This window comes from Bradyrhizobium sp. Kon69, assembly GCF_055807515.1.
Genome location: NZ_JBVVOS010000028.1, coordinates 100,775 through 120,791 on the forward strand (window position 1 = coordinate 100,775; position 20,017 = coordinate 120,791).

At 57.3% G+C, this 20,017-nt stretch carries 14 protein-coding genes and 3 pseudogenes; 11 read left to right on the top strand and 6 right to left on the bottom strand.

Annotated elements, in window-relative coordinates:
- Window positions 1-643: 643 nt before the first annotated feature.
- A complete protein-coding gene (locus AC0L3U_RS30805; protein ID WP_456765721.1) occupies window positions 644-910 on the top strand; it encodes a hypothetical protein in 267 nt (88 codons plus the stop codon).
- A gap of 1,352 nt (window positions 911-2,262) precedes the next feature.
- Here AC0L3U_RS30805 and AC0L3U_RS30810 read toward each other — a convergent pair.
- The 3 genes from AC0L3U_RS30810 to AC0L3U_RS30820 all read right to left on the bottom strand — a co-directional run bounded on the left by AC0L3U_RS30810 (window position 2,263) and on the right by AC0L3U_RS30820 (window position 5,467).
- Window positions 2,263-2,592, bottom strand: coding sequence for an H-NS histone family protein (locus AC0L3U_RS30810; RefSeq protein ID WP_456765722.1), 330 nt, complete (start codon window positions 2,590-2,592; stop codon window positions 2,263-2,265).
- A 1,663-nt stretch (window positions 2,593-4,255) separates the two neighbouring features.
- Window positions 4,256-4,414, bottom strand: a complete 159-nt coding sequence (locus tag AC0L3U_RS30815; protein WP_456765723.1) for a hypothetical protein — start codon at window positions 4,412-4,414, stop codon at window positions 4,256-4,258.
- Between the two features lie 894 nt (window positions 4,415-5,308).
- A complete protein-coding gene (locus AC0L3U_RS30820) occupies window positions 5,309-5,467 on the bottom strand; it encodes a hypothetical protein (RefSeq protein ID WP_456765724.1) in 159 nt (52 codons plus the stop codon).
- 231 nt (window positions 5,468-5,698) lie between these two features.
- On the opposite strand from AC0L3U_RS30820, the gene AC0L3U_RS30825 reads away from it, so the two are divergent.
- From AC0L3U_RS30825 to AC0L3U_RS30845, 5 genes and pseudogenes are all read left to right on the top strand, one after another.
- A complete protein-coding gene (locus AC0L3U_RS30825) occupies window positions 5,699-5,836 on the top strand; it encodes a hypothetical protein (RefSeq protein WP_456765725.1) in 138 nt (45 codons plus the stop codon).
- Window positions 5,837-5,977: 141 nt separating this feature from the next.
- Window positions 5,978-6,385 carry a hypothetical protein gene (locus AC0L3U_RS30830; protein WP_456765726.1) on the top strand — a complete coding sequence of 136 codons (408 nt, stop codon included), beginning with the start codon at window positions 5,978-5,980 and terminating at the stop codon, window positions 6,383-6,385.
- Between the two features lie 1,115 nt (window positions 6,386-7,500).
- On the top strand, window positions 7,501-7,734 hold the full coding sequence (locus AC0L3U_RS30835; RefSeq protein ID WP_473294072.1) for a hypothetical protein: 234 nt from the start codon (window positions 7,501-7,503) through the stop codon (window positions 7,732-7,734).
- Window positions 7,735-8,166: 432 nt separating this feature from the next.
- Window positions 8,167-8,910: pseudogene (locus AC0L3U_RS30840) on the top strand (transposase family protein).
- A 139-nt stretch (window positions 8,911-9,049) separates the two neighbouring features.
- The gene (locus AC0L3U_RS30845) at window positions 9,050-9,526 is read left to right on the top strand and encodes a hypothetical protein (protein WP_456765728.1); all 477 of its coding nucleotides are present in this window, start codon (window positions 9,050-9,052) and stop codon (window positions 9,524-9,526) included.
- Window positions 9,527-10,542: 1,016 nt separating this feature from the next.
- Here the strand turns inward: AC0L3U_RS30845 and AC0L3U_RS30850 are convergent.
- Together AC0L3U_RS30850 and tnpC are read right to left on the bottom strand one after the other, a co-directional pair.
- Window positions 10,543-10,836 (bottom strand): hypothetical protein, encoded by a 294-nt coding sequence (locus AC0L3U_RS30850; protein ID WP_456765729.1) that lies wholly within the window; start codon window positions 10,834-10,836, stop codon window positions 10,543-10,545.
- Window positions 10,836-12,297, bottom strand: a pseudogene (tnpC, locus tag AC0L3U_RS30855) (IS66 family transposase); the annotation flags it as partial. The gene AC0L3U_RS30850 and the pseudogene tnpC, both read right to left, overlap by 1 nt.
- A gap of 601 nt (window positions 12,298-12,898) precedes the next feature.
- Here tnpC and AC0L3U_RS30860 point away from each other — a divergent pair.
- From AC0L3U_RS30860 to AC0L3U_RS30880, 5 genes are all read left to right on the top strand, one after another.
- Window positions 12,899-13,684 (top strand): FkbM family methyltransferase, encoded by a 786-nt coding sequence (locus AC0L3U_RS30860; RefSeq protein WP_456765730.1) that lies wholly within the window; start codon window positions 12,899-12,901, stop codon window positions 13,682-13,684.
- A 1,048-nt stretch (window positions 13,685-14,732) separates the two neighbouring features.
- Window positions 14,733-16,841 (top strand): hypothetical protein, encoded by a 2,109-nt coding sequence (locus tag AC0L3U_RS30865; RefSeq protein ID WP_456765731.1) that lies wholly within the window; start codon window positions 14,733-14,735, stop codon window positions 16,839-16,841.
- A gap of 31 nt (window positions 16,842-16,872) precedes the next feature.
- On the top strand, window positions 16,873-17,895 hold the full coding sequence (locus AC0L3U_RS30870) for a TAXI family TRAP transporter solute-binding subunit (RefSeq protein ID WP_456765732.1): 1,023 nt from the start codon (window positions 16,873-16,875) through the stop codon (window positions 17,893-17,895).
- Window positions 17,892-18,425, top strand: a complete 534-nt coding sequence (locus AC0L3U_RS30875; protein ID WP_473364287.1) for a hypothetical protein — start codon at window positions 17,892-17,894, stop codon at window positions 18,423-18,425. The genes AC0L3U_RS30870 and AC0L3U_RS30875 overlap by 4 nt, the downstream gene beginning before the upstream one ends.
- A 22-nt stretch (window positions 18,426-18,447) precedes the next feature.
- Window positions 18,448-18,942 carry a DsrE family protein gene (locus tag AC0L3U_RS30880; protein ID WP_456765734.1) on the top strand — a complete coding sequence of 165 codons (495 nt, stop codon included), beginning with the start codon at window positions 18,448-18,450 and terminating at the stop codon, window positions 18,940-18,942.
- 571 nt (window positions 18,943-19,513) lie between these two features.
- On the opposite strand, the pseudogene AC0L3U_RS30885 reads toward AC0L3U_RS30880, so the two are convergent.
- Window positions 19,514-19,831: pseudogene (locus AC0L3U_RS30885) on the bottom strand (transposase domain-containing protein); the annotation flags it as partial.
- Window positions 19,832-20,017 lie beyond the last annotated feature (186 nt).

Here is a 20,017-nt window from a genome sequence, read left to right on the forward strand (position 1 = left end):
CAACTCAAACCGCTCGTTAGCCTTACCACGATGCATCGCGCCGTCTAGGCAAGAGCGCGCTCCGGGTTGATCTTGCAGCATTCAACAATGCACGAGCGGTGATGCAGCTTCGGCTTCGGGCGAGCAGGCCCCAATCCGCGACCGCGTTGACCCGACCCGACAATGAATCCCGAGCCCTCAACGCGGTCCACAGCCACGCTCACGTAGCGGCCACAAGAGACGTATGGACGAGCTTCCTACGACCATTCAAAGCTGACGGTCGAATGCGGTCATCATGTCGCGCTGTCGCAATTCTGGCGCCCGTAGCGGCGAAGAGATGGCGCGCTCCGCACCCGTGTCAGCCTGGGAGGACCACCCTGTTCCGATAGTCATGGAGCACCACGCGAGCAGATCCGCCGACCAAAGCTTCTCTCAAGCGCTGCCGAGTCCGACGGGGAGCCAGTCACCTCGAGCCATGGCACTGCTAATCGTAACCCCGACACGGGCATGTCGTCTGCGCAGTTCGTGCAAAACCGGAACTGCGCACTAGTTCACGATCGTTTGCCGGAACGTCGCTGAACGCTAAAATTCGAACTCATCTTGCAACCGCATGTCATCAAAATTTGGATAAAGACTAATGCAGTTCCAAATGGAGAGGACTGAAATGCACTACCCGTCCGATCACGGTTTGCCGTTGGTACAGTTGAAAGAACGACGGCGGGAAATGGTCGTCGCGCTCCAAAATCGGGTCGGCCCGATTCTGAATGAGGAGCTGAATCAGATCGCCGCAATCCAGCTGACCATTTCTGCCTTCGAGGACGTCATTGTCGATCTCGACTATGAGGCTGAAATGGGCTGGGAGGCGGCCGAGCGATCTGGACGTCCCTTTCCTGCGATCGGACGACGAGGGCTCGTTCACTCACCCGTCTAGTCTAGTCAATTTGCTCAGAGCGGCGGGAAGCAATGCCTCGCCCAAGGCTCATTGATTGGAACGGACGATCTAGAGCCTGTTCCAGGTCGTCTTCTAGCGCTTCAAAAAACATTCGTTAAGTTCGATCGCACGGCGGCCGCGATCTTGACGTCGAATGGGTGCGGCTGAACCCTATGGTTACCAAGGTCACGCTTTTTTCCCAGGGCCGCAGCACTTATCATTTGAAATGCCCCGGCTTTTGAACTAAAAATCAACTACTTAATTGACGAGTGATTATTCATTGAGGGCTGGTATGAGTAATGGTAGCCAGATTTCTGTTGGTGCCTTAGACCTTAGAATTCGAAACATCGTTCGGCAGATTAGGGAACTGAACGAACTACAGAAGCGGGTGGACGAGGCTGAAGTGAGAAGCCGGGTTCGGTACGTATCAGCATCGACCCGTCGCTCCCGTGTACGACGGAGCAGTCTGCGTTAGCCGGCTCTCTGGGTTCCCAGGCTCGCCTAGCCCCAACAATCGAAGCGCGCCCCATCCGGTCGAGTTTCCGGCGGGTCCAGGTCACTGCAATGACTGCGTCCTGAAAATCCAAAATCGCCCGCTCTCGCGGAGAATAAAACAGCTTGATAAAGTGTGTTGATGGATCGCCGGAGGTCACGGCGCACTTCGTGACCTTGGCAGCCGCAACGTTGCAAACATTTTTAGGGACGCGTCGCCGGTCGGTTCAGGCCCACACGCTCATCGCCATTGAGCGATGATCCAACCGTCAGCATCACGGCTATCGCCAGCTGACCGGGCCCGGCCTTGCCGGCGAACGCGGTGACCCGCCGCCAGCTACACCACGCTAGGGACACGATCAGCCTAGGTTCAAATCGCAGGTTTGCACGAAAATGCCAAGCGCCGTGGAAGTATATGCCGACCGTGGCCCCCTCCGGTCAGGTATGGCGGCACAAGCCACTTTCGTTGCGCAACAGTCCAGTTGGACCGCGTGAGGGCGTCGTCGTGAAGCGCTTAGCCTAGGCAACGCGAGTTGTTGATGTCACGCGAACGCCAATTGAAAGCCCGCAATGCCTCACCTAGTATCGCCGCGTTTTGGCGACCCTTTTTTCTTGTTTGGATTTAGGTGGGATCAGTGCGCAGTGTCAGTGAAATTATGGCGAGCAAGCTCGATCAGCGAATAGAGATCATTGCCAGGCAATTGCGGGAGTTAAACGAACTCCAGAAGCGGGTCGACGACGCAGAAGCAAGGAGCCGCGCCAAACATGGCGCTGCTTCGTCACGACGACCGCCTAGATGGCGCAAGTTGGTACGTCTTCATACTTAGACGCGTGATAGCCAGGCTTGGACCGGTCGGTCCTTACCCCATTCTCACTTGTGCGCGCAGACCGTCTCGCGATTGGATTTTGAAATCGTCCAAACGGCGGCCGGCTTGAAGTTGCGCGACCAGCCAGCGCGGCTGCCTCCCGCGCCCCGCCCAGGTCTCGGAGGGAAATTCAGGATTGCGATATTTCGGAAGCACCGGCGGGTAGGCTCGGCGCGCGGGTTCCGAAACTCCGAGCTTTCTGAGACGCTCCTCAAGACGCAGCTTTTCTTCGCGGACCCTGCGTTCCAGAACCTCTGTCATCTCTGCATACAGAGCCCATAGATCGTCCAGATCAAGGCGCTCCATTTCGGCAACAAATTTCATCGGATCACCCCAGCTTTTTCGCCAAGATCCTGTTAAACGCAGGATTATGGCGACATTTAATTCCTGGTTTGGCCCTTGTATGCTGATTGCAACCTATTTTTGCCCGCTTGGGCGAGCGCTCAGACGCGGAAAATGATTCCGCAGAGTTCGTCCGTTGACCGATTCAGCCCGTCTTCGCCGGAGCGTCTCTGGCAGGATGCGACCTGCGGACCCCGACGTGCCCACACACCGGCTTTAGTGATCACGTCTAGCGGAGCTCAGTCCGCGATTGATCTCCTCGATGACCATCCCTGGCATTTGGAGACCATCCTCCTCTGTTCCTTGCCGCGTCTAAGTTCCGTACCGCAGAACGAAGGATGACCAGATTCGCCGGCCTGCGGAGCGCGGCTCGCCGTCGAAGAGCCCATACCGATCGACATGGTCCCTGCGACCAGCAGTCGAATTCTAGGCAAAAGCCAAGCAACTACTCGACCGATCGTGCGAGGCTGCTCCTCAATATCGAGGGGGTTTGATTCGCACCCGCGCGAATTATTGCTCACGACCTCGTCTTTCGAAGGCCAAACAAAATTGGGTGCGCGGATGTCACCAACTGGTCTGCTTTGCACCAGAAGGAAACCGAAGAGGCCGCCCTGAGAGCTTCCTGCAGAGTTTAAGAACGCATAGCTTCGACAAAATGCGCGATCAAAACCGCAGCACCTATGGCGACGATAAAGGTAAATAGCCAGGTCACGACCGCGCCCGTCTCCGACGACGTTCGAACTGAACGCGCGTCTTCATGCACAGTCAAAAACCAAGCTTGGAGAATCGTCATTCAGTGCCCGTTGGGGATTCGTAGCAACAGATGCGCCCAAATCAGACCATTCTCGATCCCCGATCCGGCTGCCGCTCGCAGCGAACTAGCGTCGCTGCTGGGTTCCGCCCGAGATCGCGCTACCGTCCGGTCGAATGACCGTCGCCCGGCCGCTGCGGTCTCTTGAATAGTAGACGTTGGGCGTCGCCATCGGCGCGACGTGCCCAAGTGGATTCGAGAACGTTGGATTTGGTTGCGTTGGAACAGGCCGTCCCGAACGACCGATGGGTTGGGTCGTTTGAGCGAAGACAGGTGGATGAATAAGAAGCGCGAAGATTACAATGAAGGCGCGGAACATGATTGAGGCGCTCCTGTTTGCGCTTGAGAAGTGCGTCAGCTGACCGCAATCGGCCTTCTGAAGACGGCGCCGCTATTGCGCATTCCAGAAGTGATTGTGCCTCGCTGCAGACCCGCTCGGCAGACTGTCGTTGCCAACCAGTAAATCGACGCCTTCTCCAATATTTTGCGACCTGATCAAGTTCCTCGTCGGGTTACGCGACGACTTTGACCCGGACGCCTAGACCGGCCTGTTCTTCGTAGCTGACCAGGGCAGCGGGCCATCTCTGCAAGCTCGTCGTCAGTGCTTCAGCCATCGTATAGCTGGAGCGAAGCTTGCGCAATCGGTTAGAGACCGCTGCGCTTGGTTACGAGAGATAAGGCAGCTTGATCCGATGGACCAGCTTGCCGTCATACGCGAGCCACCGGATGCAATAATGCCTCCGAGCATGAGCTATCAAACCACGAGCAGGAATTTGAGCTTGGGGAACTGATAACGTTGCTGAGGAGGTTGACGAACGGGTCAACGGTTTGTCGTCACGAGAGATTGTTGGTGGACCTTTGCGTGTTGCGGCCCGCCAGCGTCTCGTCCGACAAAAACGAACTCGAGAGCAGCACCGCTTCCGACCTCCGCTTCAGAAGTTGCTCCAACTCCGCGAGCATCGCGAGCCTCTGCTCGACCTCTGCTATCGACAAAAGCTTGCTATCCTTACACAGGATCTGAGACGGCCTCTTCATCCCCACCCCCCCAAGAGAATGCGGCGGAGAATGCCAATATTCATCACGACCGTCTGTGATATAGATCACCAAACACTTTCATACGGCTATATCAGGCCGAACTGGCCTAAAGCCAAACACGCCCTGTCCCGTCTCGCTTTCAAGAATGCATCGGGCCCAACAGGTACGCTCGCCCCGTTCGGGCCGCATGTCATGTCGATCTCCGATCGGAGCAATCATACGGGAAAACCGGCGGGCGCATTCTACATCGAGCAGGCCTGAGGCCAGTCGACAGCGACGACCTCAACTTGGTCGTCGCTGGCGTCTACATGGTAGCCGGTTGGCATGCTGAGACGTCTTGTGCATGACAAAGCTATTGCCGTGCTTTCGCTGCTGGAGATATTCCGTAAGCCAAACACAGCGATCGTTAGGCCGTTGCTCCAACGTGCCTCTCCGGAAATTCAGAGCTCGCTGTCCGCGTTTGGATTTTCACGTGTGCCTCCGACGGCGCAGACCACCGCCAGTTTTATCTGGCCAGCCAGGTCAAAAGGGCTGTCGCAAAGGCCACGATCAGTCCACGCCAAGGTGACGATCGGCGCGCCGCACTGATCGATGACAGACGAGAGTTGAGAACTCGCGAAAATTACCAAACTCGACGGCGAATTCGAGAAAATTACGGATCCTTACTCGGCGCCTTTCCGTATTTGCGATCGTCAAGGCCCATGCACATGGAACTCACAGACTTCCAGTGCTCTGCGGCTTCTTCCACGAGCATCTACATTTGCGCGTTTAGCTAGGCTGGTGATTATGGACGATGATTTTCGCCGAGAACGCCTCAGGACCGTACGAGACCCTGCTGAGAAGGCGACCCCTTCAAGAAGCGGCTTCTTGAGCTGGCGCGTCACTACGAGCAGCGCCTTGCTGTCCATGCAAATGAAAACGCGCCAGGGCAATATTCACGATTGATGCGAGAATAGTCATCCAGCTTTCAGCATCGGAATCGATGTCATGACATTTGATCAGCGGTCCCACGACCGTATCCTTCGTCCTCCTGCACCAAGGCAGCGTTGATCCACCTGGAATTTTAAGATTTGCCCAAGGACGTGCCCTTGACAGAAGTTGCCGGCACGGCTCAATTCACGCCCCCTCAACAGCGGGCCGGCAGCTTTCCTCGAGCTCAAGCCCCACTCGTGAGCGGGCCGCTGAAACCTGGCGGGGAGATCGTCCGTAGCTGGCACCATGCGCAATGGAAAGAGCCGCAGCATGGAAACTTTTGAAAAGCTGCCGCTCGACGAACTGCTGCGCCTGCGGCGCGCTGTACGGGCCTTGATTGAGAAGGAACTCGAGCGAAGGATAGAAGACGCAGCGGCAAAGCAGAAAGCAAAACGTCGGCTGAACTAAGGGCGGCTTTGATGCGGTAGTTCCGGTTCTCGGTTCGAGGCTGACGCCCGGATCGCCACGATCTAACAGTGCTTGTGGGTAGCTTGCACTCCCGTCGCTATTGCGGTTTAATGAGCGGATTTCATCCAACCGGCTTTTTGAATGTGCATCCATCTTTCCGAGTTTGAGGCTGCGATTATCGCCGAGTTACCGCGACTGTGGCGACGACGCTTCGCCAGCGAACTGAAGCGACTTTGTCTGTTGTCGGCGCTCGTTGGCGGCTTGACCGGAGCCGCGGAAGCGCAAACCAGTCTGCAGTTGCGCCCGCATTCTGCATGGGATGGACTGGGGCCCGACCCCGACGCCGCTCAGTCGGTCTCTCGCTTCACGACTGAACGTCGCTCCGCGACACAGAAGTCGAAAGGTCCGCTCAATTCCGCCGGCGAACAGCCGCCCTCCGTGGCGTCGCCCGATCGTTCGCGGAGACCTGATTCTTTCGAGGAGTCCGTCGAACAGGATCAGGAAAATCGTCAACTCAAGCGGGCAACGGAAATCTGCAAACGCTGTTGACGCGAACTTCCCGGTTCATCGTGTAAAAGCCCGCGTTTGCCATCCGCATTATCCGCCAAGCTAATGTGGAGAAGTTTATGATGCAATAATCGATGTGCTTGCGTGCGTTGCGTGACATCAATGCCCAGACCTTGCACTCGGTGCGAGTGTAGGGACAATGCCGCCAATTGGTCAAAACATTTTGCATGAGAGGCGTTGAGTGAGCTGCAGAGTGCGCGTTAGTCCTTATAGAGCTTGTACAGCTCGATCGCTTCCTCCTTGAGACAGTCAGCAAAGCCAGACGCCGACGGGGGTCCGGCCCTTTGTCTTGATCCCGCGCGACACATTGAACAGCGCGTAAGCAGAACTACTGCTCTTGCAGAGGACGCTGCGCAATCTGGTCGTTTACGCCGGGCCGGTCCCTGACACCCGACTTGCGGTGAGGTAGTTCTTGAAAGCGGCCGCAGCGCAGGCAACCCTGGCTATCTGCATCCTTAGCCGACGTTGCACTTACCTCGATCTGCGAAACTGCAACCGCCAGGCACATCGTCCTCATGGCGCCATACTCCCTGCAGAGCACATTGCCACCAAAGCTCTGCCGCTTGGCCGTTTCCGTATGGCCTCCCGAAGCATGCGGAATAGTTCCGGCGGGATGAGGGCACGGAGGCGATGCCCACTTGGCTACAAACGGCACCAACAGTGTCGACTGCCTCGGGAAGACCATCGGGACGACCTAACGCCGCGACACGGTCTGCTTGAGAGGGCAGAACATCAAGACGATCGGTCAGTCCATACTGCCCTTGGCTCCGCGAAGAGATCTGCCAACCGGCCTTATTGCGCAGTAAGGTCGAGGACACGACAATGTTTAATGCATGGGGAATGGTGGGCAGACGGGATGTCGACGAAAGGAAACCTCATCTCGTCGACGCTCTACCGTTGCCGGCGCGCGTGAGGTCCACAAACGTGCGGGTTGCACGGCCTCGAAGAAATCCGGATGCGGACGAAGAACTCAAGGGCGGCACACCAAACAACCACGCCTCAAGAAGCTGAATGACGCGAGGAACAATGTCCTTCAAAGTCGGTTAGTACTAAGCGCTATTCCGGGTGTTGACATGCGCGTCTGCAAGATAGTGTACATGGTGACGATCGCCACCCTTGTCGGTAGCTCTGTCATGGCTGCCGGCGGCGGAAGTCAGGCGGCTGGCGCAGTTAAGCAAGAGCGCTCAAATGTCGTCAACCATGTCTTCATCGTTCGCCAACCGTTTCCAATCCAAGGGGGTCCCGCACCTCCTGTGGCGCCTGTCGGCGTTGCGGATCCAAGTTCCAAGATCAATTCGCGAATAGACAGCAAGATTTACAGCAGATTTTGAAGCGAAGCCCACACCCGTTCTGTCCGACCGGGGTCACGAAATCAACGTGGGGGGACATGCGAGTTTTCGTTGCCTATCCCGCTTGCGATCCTCCTAAGCAGCACATGCGCGTGGAGCCAAGCTTTTTCGCCCGCTAAACAAGATCGTACAAATTGCCCGCGGCGTTGGGGATGCTCGGATTTCCCTGCAGAAAGCTGCCAAGGTTGTTCGCGACACGGCTCGGGCATTAGTCGGTGCGGGTCGGGTCACATGTCTTCGCATATCCATTTCGAGCACGAGCACGGAATTAAGCCCCCGGCGTCCAGCATCTGCTGCATCTGACTTAACAAGTTCCAGAACCGCATGGGCTCGTCGCCTTGATAAGCCTGCTAGGTGCCTGATCCCGGAGTGTGGGGGATTCAGCCAAGCTGCCCCCTCGTTCCGGCAGGAGTTATGGGACAGATACTTCACGGCAGCGCCACGACCACCCACGCCGTCCGAGCAGCAGTACAGCGATCGAAGCCCCGCTCAAAGACTTAGCCGCTCAGCACGGCCCTAATCAGAAGACAGTCGATAAATGGCGCAAGCGGAACTTTGTTCACGATGCGCGGATGGGTCCGAAGACCGTGCGCTCGACGGTGCTGACGGCGGAGGAAGAGGCGATGATCGTCGCGTTCCGAAGCATACACTGCTGCCTCTTGATGGCTGCCTCTACGCCTCGCAAACGACGATACCGTACCTGACGCGGTCATCCTTGCACCGTTGCTTGCAACGCTATGGGATCAGCCGCCTGCCCGAGGTCGCCGGTGACAAGCCCGCCAAGCAGCCGTTCAAGGCCTGTCCTATCGGTTACTTCCATATCGACCTCGCCGAGGTCCGCACTGAGGAGGGCAAACTCTACCTTTTCGTGGCTGTGGACCGCACCTCGAAATATGCCTTTGCTCGACTGATGCAGAAGGCGACTGCCGTCACAGGAACCGAACACTGACGGAGGCCACCGTCCGGCGATACCACTATAAGACCAAGCACCAACTCGTAGATCACCTCGGCGCATTCCTGGACGGCTACAACTTCGCCAAGCGCCTGAAGACGCTACGCGGCCTCACACCTACCGAAGCCATTTGCACAGCTTGGGCAAACGAGCCTGACCGCTTCCGAATCGATCCCATCCACTTGACCTCGGGACTGAACACCTAGATCACTGTTCGTACCAGAGCATCTATTTTCAACTACAGACGAAGCTGCTAAGCTTATCCAACGACGATTTTAAATAGAAGTCGTATTAACCAGACGGACGTTTCCGTCATTCCAATTGTTCTGCCGAGCTTGGCGTGTCGTGCAAGAGCTTGCCAGCGAGCGTCCCGCAAAAGAAATGGTATTGAGTTTAACCGTGTGCCGTCACCTTAATTTCATAGTGCGATTGCCGGGTTTACATGGAGACGCCATCATTGTTGACGCCAGTCGCCTCAACATTTTGGGTCGCAATTTCAATGACCGGTCCATTGGACGCCAGTGGATGCTGGCCGGCGAGCTACCCCTCCCTTGCGGCAGAGGGAAAACTTATTCTGGCATCGCAACGAGCTTTGAGGTTACGATTTCAATGGAAAGTCATTATCCGGGCTGGACGCCGACCGACGATGCGCGATTCAGGCATATGGTCGAGAATGGTGCGTCGGAAGATGATATTGCACTTGCTCTAAGGAGGACTCCTCAACAACTGCGACGACGAGGCTACGATCTTGGCCTGCCGCTAAAATGGTTCAAACAGTTCCGTGCGATTGGCCTGAGTGAACGAGTTGCCTTGAGACGATGAACTAGTCAGGCCAGCATAGTTCAAAATGTCAGCTTATGGAGGATGCTTATTACTTCGTTTGGGTGCTCGACCAATGCGGCAAATGCCTGCCCTCAGATTTGGGCCGGAGATCAATTTGATCGACCCGACTGGCAATTGAAGCATGTCGTGAACAGACGCCAGATCCGAGCGGCCGAGCGCGCGATGTCGCTCAACAGCCTCGCTGCTCGTTACCCACTATCTTGATAGCTGCACGCTCTATTCGCTTTCTAGGAAGCAGCTTGCGATCTTCGAATCCAAGTCTTGCGGGGCAATAGAACTAGTTGGATCAGAACGTCCGAGCCCGGCCGATACAAGTGTAGCACCTGACGGTTACTCGGACGATATCGAGGTATGGAGACGCAGCATTAACTTTGGTTGCGCCGTGAGCAACTGAAGACCCGGTGGTTCGAGATAGTCCTGGCACATTAGACATCGGCCCCTCGACCATAGAATAATCATCGATCAATCGTTCAAATTTGCGCGCTCTTGAATGCTGATTGTCGCACGAGGTTGTCGCGTCGCGCACGGAGATTGAGCGCCGGAAGCGGATATGCTGGCTGTTTTACATCGAACACGCCTGCCCTAGCCCTCCTCTCGAAAACGTCGGAGTTCATAGGAACTATGCGGCGCCGAAGGGCCGCGGCAACTGAATTGAGCTGTAGCTTCTTTGCTGGGCGTAAGACGGGGCACTTCTTGCATCGTTGCCACCTTGCGGCGGGGCTGTCTCTTCACTTCGGCTCTGAGTGCCAAAAGATGCCTCCGGGTTCCCGAACTAACTCCTGGACGCTCGATCAAGCTTAATTCGTAACATCGGTTGCGCCCTCATTCGCGCCAGCTAGTTTTACCTCCATCGGACATTGCCTCGTCTGGATCAACTACGGCGCAGTCCCCTGCGATATTTGGGATGAGGGCTCGTCCATTCGTACGCATCCGGCGTGGGCCGCCGGGCAGCCATGTGCTGTAGGACGCAAGCGCGCTGATCGACCGGTTAGGGATTAGATTTCGTCGGACTGCTCGGTCTTCGGCTTCATGATCGCAGCGAGCGCTTGGCGGCGTTTTTCGATGATGCTGGGGTCGTCTTTGTGGATTGTGATCAGCTCCTTGAGGTTCTCGATCCCGTCATCGGTGAACGCCATCACCCCGTCTTCACCGACGCCGACGACCCATAGCTGGCCATCCACGGTGTCCATTTCTTCGGCGACCTCGAACAGCCAGTCCTCGTCTTCACCGAGCATCTCGGCGACATGGCTGAGAATGAACACGTGGTTGACTTTGTTGACGTGCCCCATTAAGCCGCCTTCGCCGCGAGGCCTTGCTGTTGCGCAATCTTCCAGTTCCAGGGCAGCAGCTCATCGAGCCTTTGGGCGGGGTGGATGGCGATGCGAGCGAGTACATCGGCGAGCCAGATCTGAGGATCGACGTCGTTCATCTTCGCAGAGACGATGAGGCTATACATGGCGGCGGCGCGACGCCCCCCGCGGTCGGACCCGCAGAATAACCACGACTTTCTGCCAATGCGGTTCCGCGCAGCGCTCTTTCGGCGGCGTTATTCGAGAGGCAGACGCGGCCATCGTCGAGGAAGCGTGTGAAGGAGCTCCAACGCTTGAACATGTAGTTCATGGCCTTGGCCAGATCGTGACCGCGGGAGAGCTTGGCGCACTGCTCACACATATAGGTTTCCAAATCGGCAACCAACGGAGCGCTCTGCGCCTGGCGAACAGCCTTTCGGTAGTCGGCGCCTTGGCCATTGATAGTGCGCTCGATTGCGAACAGGGCGTCGATGCGACGCACGACCTCGATCGCAATCGGCGAGAGGACGATCTCCTTCTTGCCAGTAGCCTTACGTCGCGCGTTTTCCTCAATATCCGCCATGGCGACGAACGGGCGCCGGGCATGGACCCAACAGGCCGCTTCCCTGATAGGCCCAGGACTTCGCTGGGGCTCGTAGAGTTTGGTGTATCCGCCGAAGGCGTCGGCCTGCAGGATGCCGCTATAGTTGGTCAGATGCGCCTGCGGATGCTCGCCCCTTCGATCGCGCGAGTAATAGAACATTGCCGCCAGCGGATCTGAGCCGCCGAAGGGGCAGTCGTCCTTCACACAGACCCAGCATCGGGCGACTTCGCACTTGCCCAAGGCCAGCACGGGCACGGTGGTGTCGTCGCCGTGGAGGCATTCGGATGCCATGACGTGGGCTCCCAACAGGCGCAACAGCGGCTCCAATCCCGTGCAGCACGCTCCGACGGCGTCGGCTGCGGTCGACAGACTGATCGGCACCGCCTCCAGCGCGTAACGCTCGGTCTGCCGGTTCAGAGGCTGATGCTGGCCAAACTTCTCATGGAGGAGCATGGCCAGCAGGCTCGGCCCCGCCCATCCTCGCGGGATCACATGGAATGGCGCCGGTGTCTGGCTGATTTTCTCGCAGTCCCGGCAAGAGAACTTCTCGCGCACCGTCTCGATCACCTTCCACTGACGCGGCGACGATTCCAGCGTTCGGGTCACATCTTCGCCGAGCTTGCGCAAGCGACTGCCGCCGCAGCATTCGCACGCCGTCGGCGGATCGATCACCACCCGCTCGCGCGAAAGGTGCCTGGGAACGTGTTGCGCTCGGCGCGCCTGCGCGTAAATCCGGCAACCGTCGTCGTTTTGACGACTGCCTGCTCCGCCGCCAATTCGTCTTCCGTCGCGTTCGCTTCCAGTTCTTCGAAGGTGAGCGCCAGCTGGTCGATCAGCCGCGCCGAGCGCTCCGATTGGAGAAGCACCGCGCTAAATGACGGATTCTACTCGTTGCAGGATATGTGCAAATTCTGCCTGCACTTGCTGCTCATGCGCCTGATCTCTCGGCGCCGATAGAAAGGGCCACTTTGACAAGCATGCGATTGAGAAGCGACACGACGACGAGATTCTCGGAATGTTGCGAACGCAGTTCCGTGAGCCTGCGACGCATTTCAAATAGATCGAGCGTTGCCTCACTGGTGTTTTGCGACGTCTTCAAAAGTTTAAACTCAACGATAATCTTGCAACGGGGACGAAGCGGATGGTGGCAGCTTGCCCTGCTTTGGCAAGCTCGGACGAACGAGACAAAGGAGTGTACGGTCGACCCAGCGTAGCTCGTGAATGCCGGCAGCAACCGAAGCTGCAAATTAAGCTTGATAGCCGGCGCCTCGAGTTAATTCGGAAACTTAAATTCGCCGGCCCGCACATTTTATTGTCAGCCGGCTGCTGGAGGTATAACTGTTACCAAGCTGAGAGCCTGCGGCGGTAAGGCTCTTGTAAGGCAGAGGCGCTAAAATAGCCGGTCGGAAATATTCAGAAATAATACGTACGAGCCATTGTCGGACCCGGACTATACCGATGTCCATTATCCATCGTATCTGGACCAACCTCAAAGACGTTATGCGGTATGGTCCGCGCTTCCTTATGCGCCACGCCCCTCGGCTTACCGGCGCAGAGACGGCCAAAATCTACGTCTCTGGTCAACCGATTCACGTCAGAGTTGGAGACTCTGACATCGATACCGTCCGAGCTGTCTTCGGCTCTCACCAGTACCACATCTCTCATTCGATCCCGATTCTCGAGGACCGTGTCAACCGTCGATACGAAGAGATTCTTGCCTTCGGCAGAACTCCGGTCATCGTGGACGCGGGCGCGAATATTGGAGCAGCATCGCTCTGGTTCAAGAAGCAATTTCCGGCCAGCATCGTTGTCGCTGTGGAGCCAGACCCCGAGAACTTCCGGATTCTGACGAAGAACGCAGAACTGACCGATAAAATCATTCCCGTTCGAGCGGCAATCGGAGCCGAGCCTGGTTTTGTCCACGTCCTCGAAGGCGAACTGGGTTGGGCATCCCGCGTAGAGCGTTCATCGAGCGGCCTGCCTATCACGACGATGGGAAATGCCTTTGATTACGCCGCCAACGGGGTCCCTTTCATAGCGAAGATAGATATCGAAGGCTTCGAAAAGGATCTTTTCTCGAACAACACTGAATGGCTCGCAGACGTGTTCGTCGTACATATTGAGCCCCACGACTGGATGCTGCCGGGCGCCGGCTCAAGCTTCACGTTTCAAAGGGCCCTGGCTGCCTACGCTTTCGAAATTTTTATCGCTGGCGAGATACTGACCTACATAAAGCTTCTTTAGCACCGCACCGGGCGACCTTCATGATTGCCGTTGTTGGGCGCGGCGGTTCGACACGCCCCTTCCCCAGATGACGAGGCCAGCATCACCCCGTTTTGCTAAGGCAAGGTCCGTCGAATGCCGACCGGGCCGCACCTCCCCAGCAGCCGGAGAGCGACCGGCTTCCCCAAAAAAATCCCCGCGTAAGCGGAGCAAGGCCCATCTGGCTTTTGTCCGGGAACAGCCGTGCCGCTCAACTCAGACCGGAGGTTTGACCCGATGAACGGTCCGGTTCGCGGTGTCCGTCAGCTCAAGCGGGCCGTACCCCTCGAATTCGAGCATTTGGCACTTCGCATCAACTCTTGCCTGGTGAAAGCGGCGAGCAAGACGAAGCTCCCCAATCGCCCATCGACCGGCTCCTCGCGTTTGAAGTCGTCAAGCTCTCCGGAGCCGCAACGTTATCGCCTTTCGCGACACTTCTCGAAGTGTTTCGCCAGAAAGCGATAGAGGCGGCCCTCAAGCGGGTCAACGTTGCGCCGACCTCAAAGAGGACGCCGAACTTCACACGGCAAGAGCTCAAGGAGATGAACCGCTGTGGCCGCGCCAACACCGCAACCGCAGCTTCGATGACCGCCCGGATGAAAGGACCAGACGAATCAAGTTACGCAAGCGAAACCACGCATCCGCACTTAGCGCCAAGTTCCCTCAGCTCGACAAGATCCGGTCGCTCCGATCGTCAGTTGAGGTCCTATCTATTCCTACATACCTGCCCTCAACGGACATGGCCTGCGACCCGCCAGCTACGCACGAATAACTTCTCAGTTTCCGAATAATAACAATTAAATCGATCGCAAATTTATCTAGTAAAAATCGTTATCTTACAATAATCTAACGAAAATTATGTTGAACGCAAGAATTAGATGTTCCGACTCCAGCAGCGAATGTTCGTCGTCGAGACGCTGCCCACACGACTTTTGTACTTTGTGTAAGGCGGCCCTGCAAATCGGCTGACAAAAGATTGAACCGCCTCCATTAGCCTTGCCTTCCAAGCGAGAAAGTTCGCGGAGTCTTGATGACGAATGTAGGCTTCAATTTTGCCGCGAAAGAGCAGTCGCAACACGCCTCTGCTCCAATCGAGCGACGCCTTCCGGACCTGCAAGATGAGATCGAGTTTGAGGACGATATTGCTGTGTCGAGGCCGATCAGAACTTTCATCCCCCGATTGGTGCTGATTGCATTTTCGGCAGTAGTCTGTGTGATGTTAGCTCTCGTCTTTGTCGACGACGGGACGGAAATAAAGAGCAAGCCTCAACCCATCGCCGCAAAGTCCGCGGCGGGTGGACGAACTGCGGTCCCAACCGACGATCTAGACGCCACACGTTTGATTGAAGCGCTCACAAACGAATTGGCCGCAACGCGTCGTGAGCTAAGTACTAAAGCTGCTCAGCTGCGCGAGGCCGGCGATGACGCGACAGAATCCAGGAAGACTGCCGAAACAACAGCCTTCGCTTTGCAGGAGGAGCGCAAGCAGACTGCCTCACTCACGAGTATGCTGGTAGCTGCGCGGCGCGATCTCGACGCCAGGGCGATCGTCTCCGGCAAGACCGGAGTTGAGGCCATTGAACTCAGAAAGACTGCCGAGGCCACAACCCTTGCTCTGCAGGAAGAGCGAAAGCGGACCGGTTCGCTCGTCAACGATTTGGCGGCTGCGCGCCGCAACCTGGAGATATCTGTCGTCCAATCTGCCAAGGCTGGAGAGGAAACAGTCGATCTGAGAAAGACCGCCGAGACCGCATCCATGGCCCTGCAGGAAGAACGCAAGCGTACTGCATCGCTCACAGGCGATCTAGCAGCCGCACGCCGTGACCTGGAGGCCAAGTCTATCCAATCCAGCAAGATCGGAGAGGAAACGGCGGACTGGAGAAAGACCGCTGAGGCCACAAGCGCCGCGCTGCAGGACGAGCGCAAGCGAACAGCTTCGCTCATGAACGATCTGGCTGTGGCGCGGCGCGATCTGGATGCCAAGACGGTCGAAATCGGCAAGGCGGGTGCAGAGACGGCGGAAGCCAGAAAGGCCGCCGAGGCTACGACTGAAGCTCTCCAGGAAGAGCGCAAGCGGACCGTTTCGCTCGTGGGCGAGTTGGCGGCGGCACGCCGCGACCTGGATGCCAGGGGCCCGCATTCCGACAAAGCCGGGGAAGACACCGCGGACCTGCGAAAGACCGCTGACGCTGCGAACGTGGCCTTGCAAGATGAACGTAAGCGGTCTGCCTCGCTCAAAGGCGATTTGGAGGCCGCACGCCGCGACCTGGATACCAAGGTCGCTCAGTCCAAGGGAGCAGAAGAGGAACTGAGAAAGTCCGCTGAGACTCCGAACGCGGCCCTCCAGGATGAGCGCAAGCGAACTGCCTCGCTCACAACCGAATTGGCATCCGCACGCCGCGACATCGACGCCAAGGCCATTCAATTCAACAAGGCCAAGGAAGAGGCAGCCGAACTGAAAAAAGCTGCTGACACTACGAGCGTTGCCCTGCAGGAAGAACACAAACGAGCGACGATACTCGCAGACGACCTGACGACTGCACGCCGCGACTTGGACATTCAAGCGGCTCGATCCGGCAAGATCGAATTGGAAACGGCGGACTTGAGAAAAGCCGCTGACGCAACGAGCGCCGCCCTGCAAGAAGAGCGCAAGAAGACGGCTGCGGTCACGGCTGAACTCGCGAGCGTGCGCAATGCCTCGGCCAGGGTCACTCAACTAGAACAACCCAGAGCTCCTGCTGCCGAAGCGAACAAGACGATTGATGTTACCGCGCAGTCCAAAGAGAGCACAACAGCGGCTGCGGACGCAGACGCCACCAGAAAGCCCATAACGCCCCACTTACCGCAGCCAGCGCCTCTCGATCAGAACCCTGAAATCGCTCATTTGGTCGAACGAGCCGACTCTTTCCTCGCCCGAGGCGACATCAATAGCGCGCGCGGGTTCCTCCAGCGCGCCGTTGAATTGGGAAGCGCCAAAGCCAGCTTTGTCCTGGCGCAGACCTATGACCCTCGCGTCCTGTCGCGCTGGAACGTCTACGGAACGCGAGCCGACATTGCGAGGGCGCGTGAACATTATGCACGGGCTCTCTCCGGTGGAATTTCAGAGGCCAAGACTGCTCTTGATTCATTACGTCAGTGACATTTCTTAATGGTATATGTGTGAGGCTACGATGCGTCTTTGGGTAAAGCTACTTCTTGTTCGGATGACGACTGCGCTGACTTTGGTCTTTGCTACCGAATTGGTCCATGCTCAGGCCCCTTCACCGCCCCAAGTAAAGCAAGCGACATCGGCGCAGAAGGCACAAAAGGACAGCATGAACGCGTGGACCCTTGGCTTGGCCGCAGGCCAACTCGAGGGGGCCCCGATACGCTTCGCTACTGAGATCGCACGAGTCGTCGACGACGGTCATAACATGATCGTTCTGCCCATCGTCACGCGAGGCCCGGTGGAAAACCTCAATGACCTCCTCTATCTGCGCGGCGTCGACCTCGCGATTGTCAATCTCGATGCGCTTGAAGAATACAAGGCGCAGGTACCCGACATCCAGAATCGCGTGAACTACGTGCTCAGCCTATTCCCGTCGGAACTGCACATCTTCGTTCGGCCGGAAATCAAGAGTCTGCAGGATCTTGCCGGCAAGAAAGTCAACTTTAACACCAAAGGGACGGCCGCCGCTTACACCGGCCCATTGATTTTCAGCCGTCTTGGCATCGATGTGGAGAAGACATTCATTCCGCATCAGGTCGCTCTGGAGCAGATGCGCCAGGGAGATGTTGCGGGCGTGGTCTTCATAACGTCCAAACCGGTAGACGCCTTTGCACGAGGACGCTGGGAACCCGGCTACAAGTTTCTTCCGGTCGTCTACGACACCAAATTCGAAGACTATTATCTTCCGTCAACACTCGAGCCCAGCGACTATCCAGCCCTGATCAAAGAGGGCGAACGAGTGTCGACGATCGCAGTCCCGACTGTAATGCTTTCATTCAAGTGGCCAAAGAATTCAAACCGCTACGATCGCGTCGCCCGCTTCGTTGACTACCTTTTCTCGCGAATGGAAAAGCTGCAGGGCATTGGCTTCGATCCGAAGTGGAAGTCGATAAATATCGGAGCAAACGTCCCGGGCCTCGCAAGATCACCTGCCGCAAAAGCCTGGCTGGATCGTCAGCCGCGTGCAAAGCAGGTGTCGCAATGAACCACGCCGGGCTTCCTTTGCTGCTGACATCCTTGTGGTTAGGAAGCGGAGGTGCGTCGGGCCAGCCCCCGCAATCGCCGCCCGTAGCGGGAAACTGGATCATCAGCGAAACGACATCGCCAGTCGACTATTCGCCCATCGTCATCGCAAGCACAAGGTCAAAGCACAATGCAGACGCCCCTCGAATGGAGCTCTTCATCTATTGCCGCGGCGGCAACACCTTTCTTGTTGTCGGTGGTCAGAGTGTCTCCCCGCGTGCCGACACCTACGAACTTTCGTATTCCGTAAACGGTAGCAGTCCCACTCATGCCGGAGTGGGATCATCGCTCTTCGGCGGTATTGCCATGCCCGGTGAGATCGTGAGCTTGCTGCAAGCGCTTCCTGGCGAAGGCGAGATACGGATTCGACTCACGACGCGATCGGGCGACACTCGCGAGGGAACTTTTCAGTTGGACGGGCTGAAAGGCGCAAGAAGCAAGTTGGCCAAAGCATGCAACTGGCCGCCCATCAACGCTAGGCTGCACAATTGATTATTCAGAGAGGACATTTCCCATGTTTACTTTTGCAACCGCAATTCAAGCCGTAGCCGCGATTGCTTTACTGGTGACGGCGCCCGCCCTGGCAAAGAGCACCAGCGTCAAGCCGTCAGCGACCTCAAAGCAAAGCACGTCTGCCAAGACGCAGCATCGGCTCATTTTGCAGGTCAACAGCAACGATCCAGCGATGATGAACCTGGCGCTCAACAATGCAGCCAATGTCGTCCAATATTACAAGGAGCTTGGCCAGTCGGTTTCGATCGAATTTGTTACGTTTGGACCGGGCTTGCACATGTTGCGGGACGACACTTCTCCCGTGAAAGCGCGAATCGAAACGCTGGCGTTGAGTACACCTGAGATTTCGTTCAGGGCGTGTGGCAACACCAAGCAGAATATGAGCAAGGCGGAGAACAAGGACATCCCGCTCATCCCCCAGGCGCAACTTGTGAGCTCCGGCGTCACTCGCATCATGGAGCTGCAGGAGCAGGGCTGGTCGTATGTAAAGCCGTAAACCGACAAGAAATCGCAGCGATTCCGACCACCCGGATCGAGGCTGCGACCGGCCAGATCCGCCTCCCAGCCTTGCGCCCATGCATCCGGGGATTGGATCTCCTCGCACCTGCTAGTCTGCGCAGCAAAGGAAATCGGCTCGCCGGACAAGATGAGTACGCGTTGACTTAGGCTCCCCGCCGCTACGCACTTTCTACCCTGGTTGGGACTGCAGGCGAGACGATTTAGACGCCTCGAACGCCGTCATGGGCTCTCCTGGACCGACCGGGCCACGGACCGCCGCTGGCGCTATAAGGCCGCCAGAGCGGTCCTAAGCCAAACCTGCCGTCTTGGATCCCGAAAGTCGAGGATCTGAGCGAGCAAGTCAGCTACGGCCCTTAGAAGGGGACGACGCCCCGCTGGCTTGGACCAAAACCAGCGTTCCCCTCAAGAATTCGCTGATGGAGCTAGACGCACGAAAAATGGACGCAGGGTGCACTACGTCAGAACTACGGCACGTATACGCCGAAGACCGCCTGATTGACGCGTGCGCGCGGGCACGGCGAGCTATATGTGATGGCGTTGGGTGAAGGTCAGGCGGCTTGCTGATCGTCGGATTTGCCGGCTTGGTGCAGGAGCTTCCATTCCCAGGGCAGCAGTTCGTGCAGCCGCGATGCGGGAAGACCGGCGATACGGGCGAGGACGTCGGCAAGCCAGGCTCTTGGATCGACGTCATTGAGACGACACGTCGTGATCATCGTCAGCATGATGGCGGCACGGTCGGCACCACGCTGGCTACCAGCGAAGGTCCAGTTGCGCCGTTCCAAGGCGATGCCTCTCAAGGCGCGTTCAGCGCAATTGTTAGTCAAGCAGATCCTCCCGTCGTCGCGGAAGCGGGCGAAACCCTGCCAGTGTCATTCGGCCTGCAATATTGCCCCCCTAAGCCGGGGGATCGGCGTCCAAAATTGACCCCCTACAGGTTGGTCTGTTGCGCTGCCTGCTTCGTCATGAAGCAGGTGGTTGGGGATGCTGATCGTGGAGACGATTGCCCGGATAAGGCGCGAGCACTTCATCAAGGGCAAGACGATCAAGGAGAT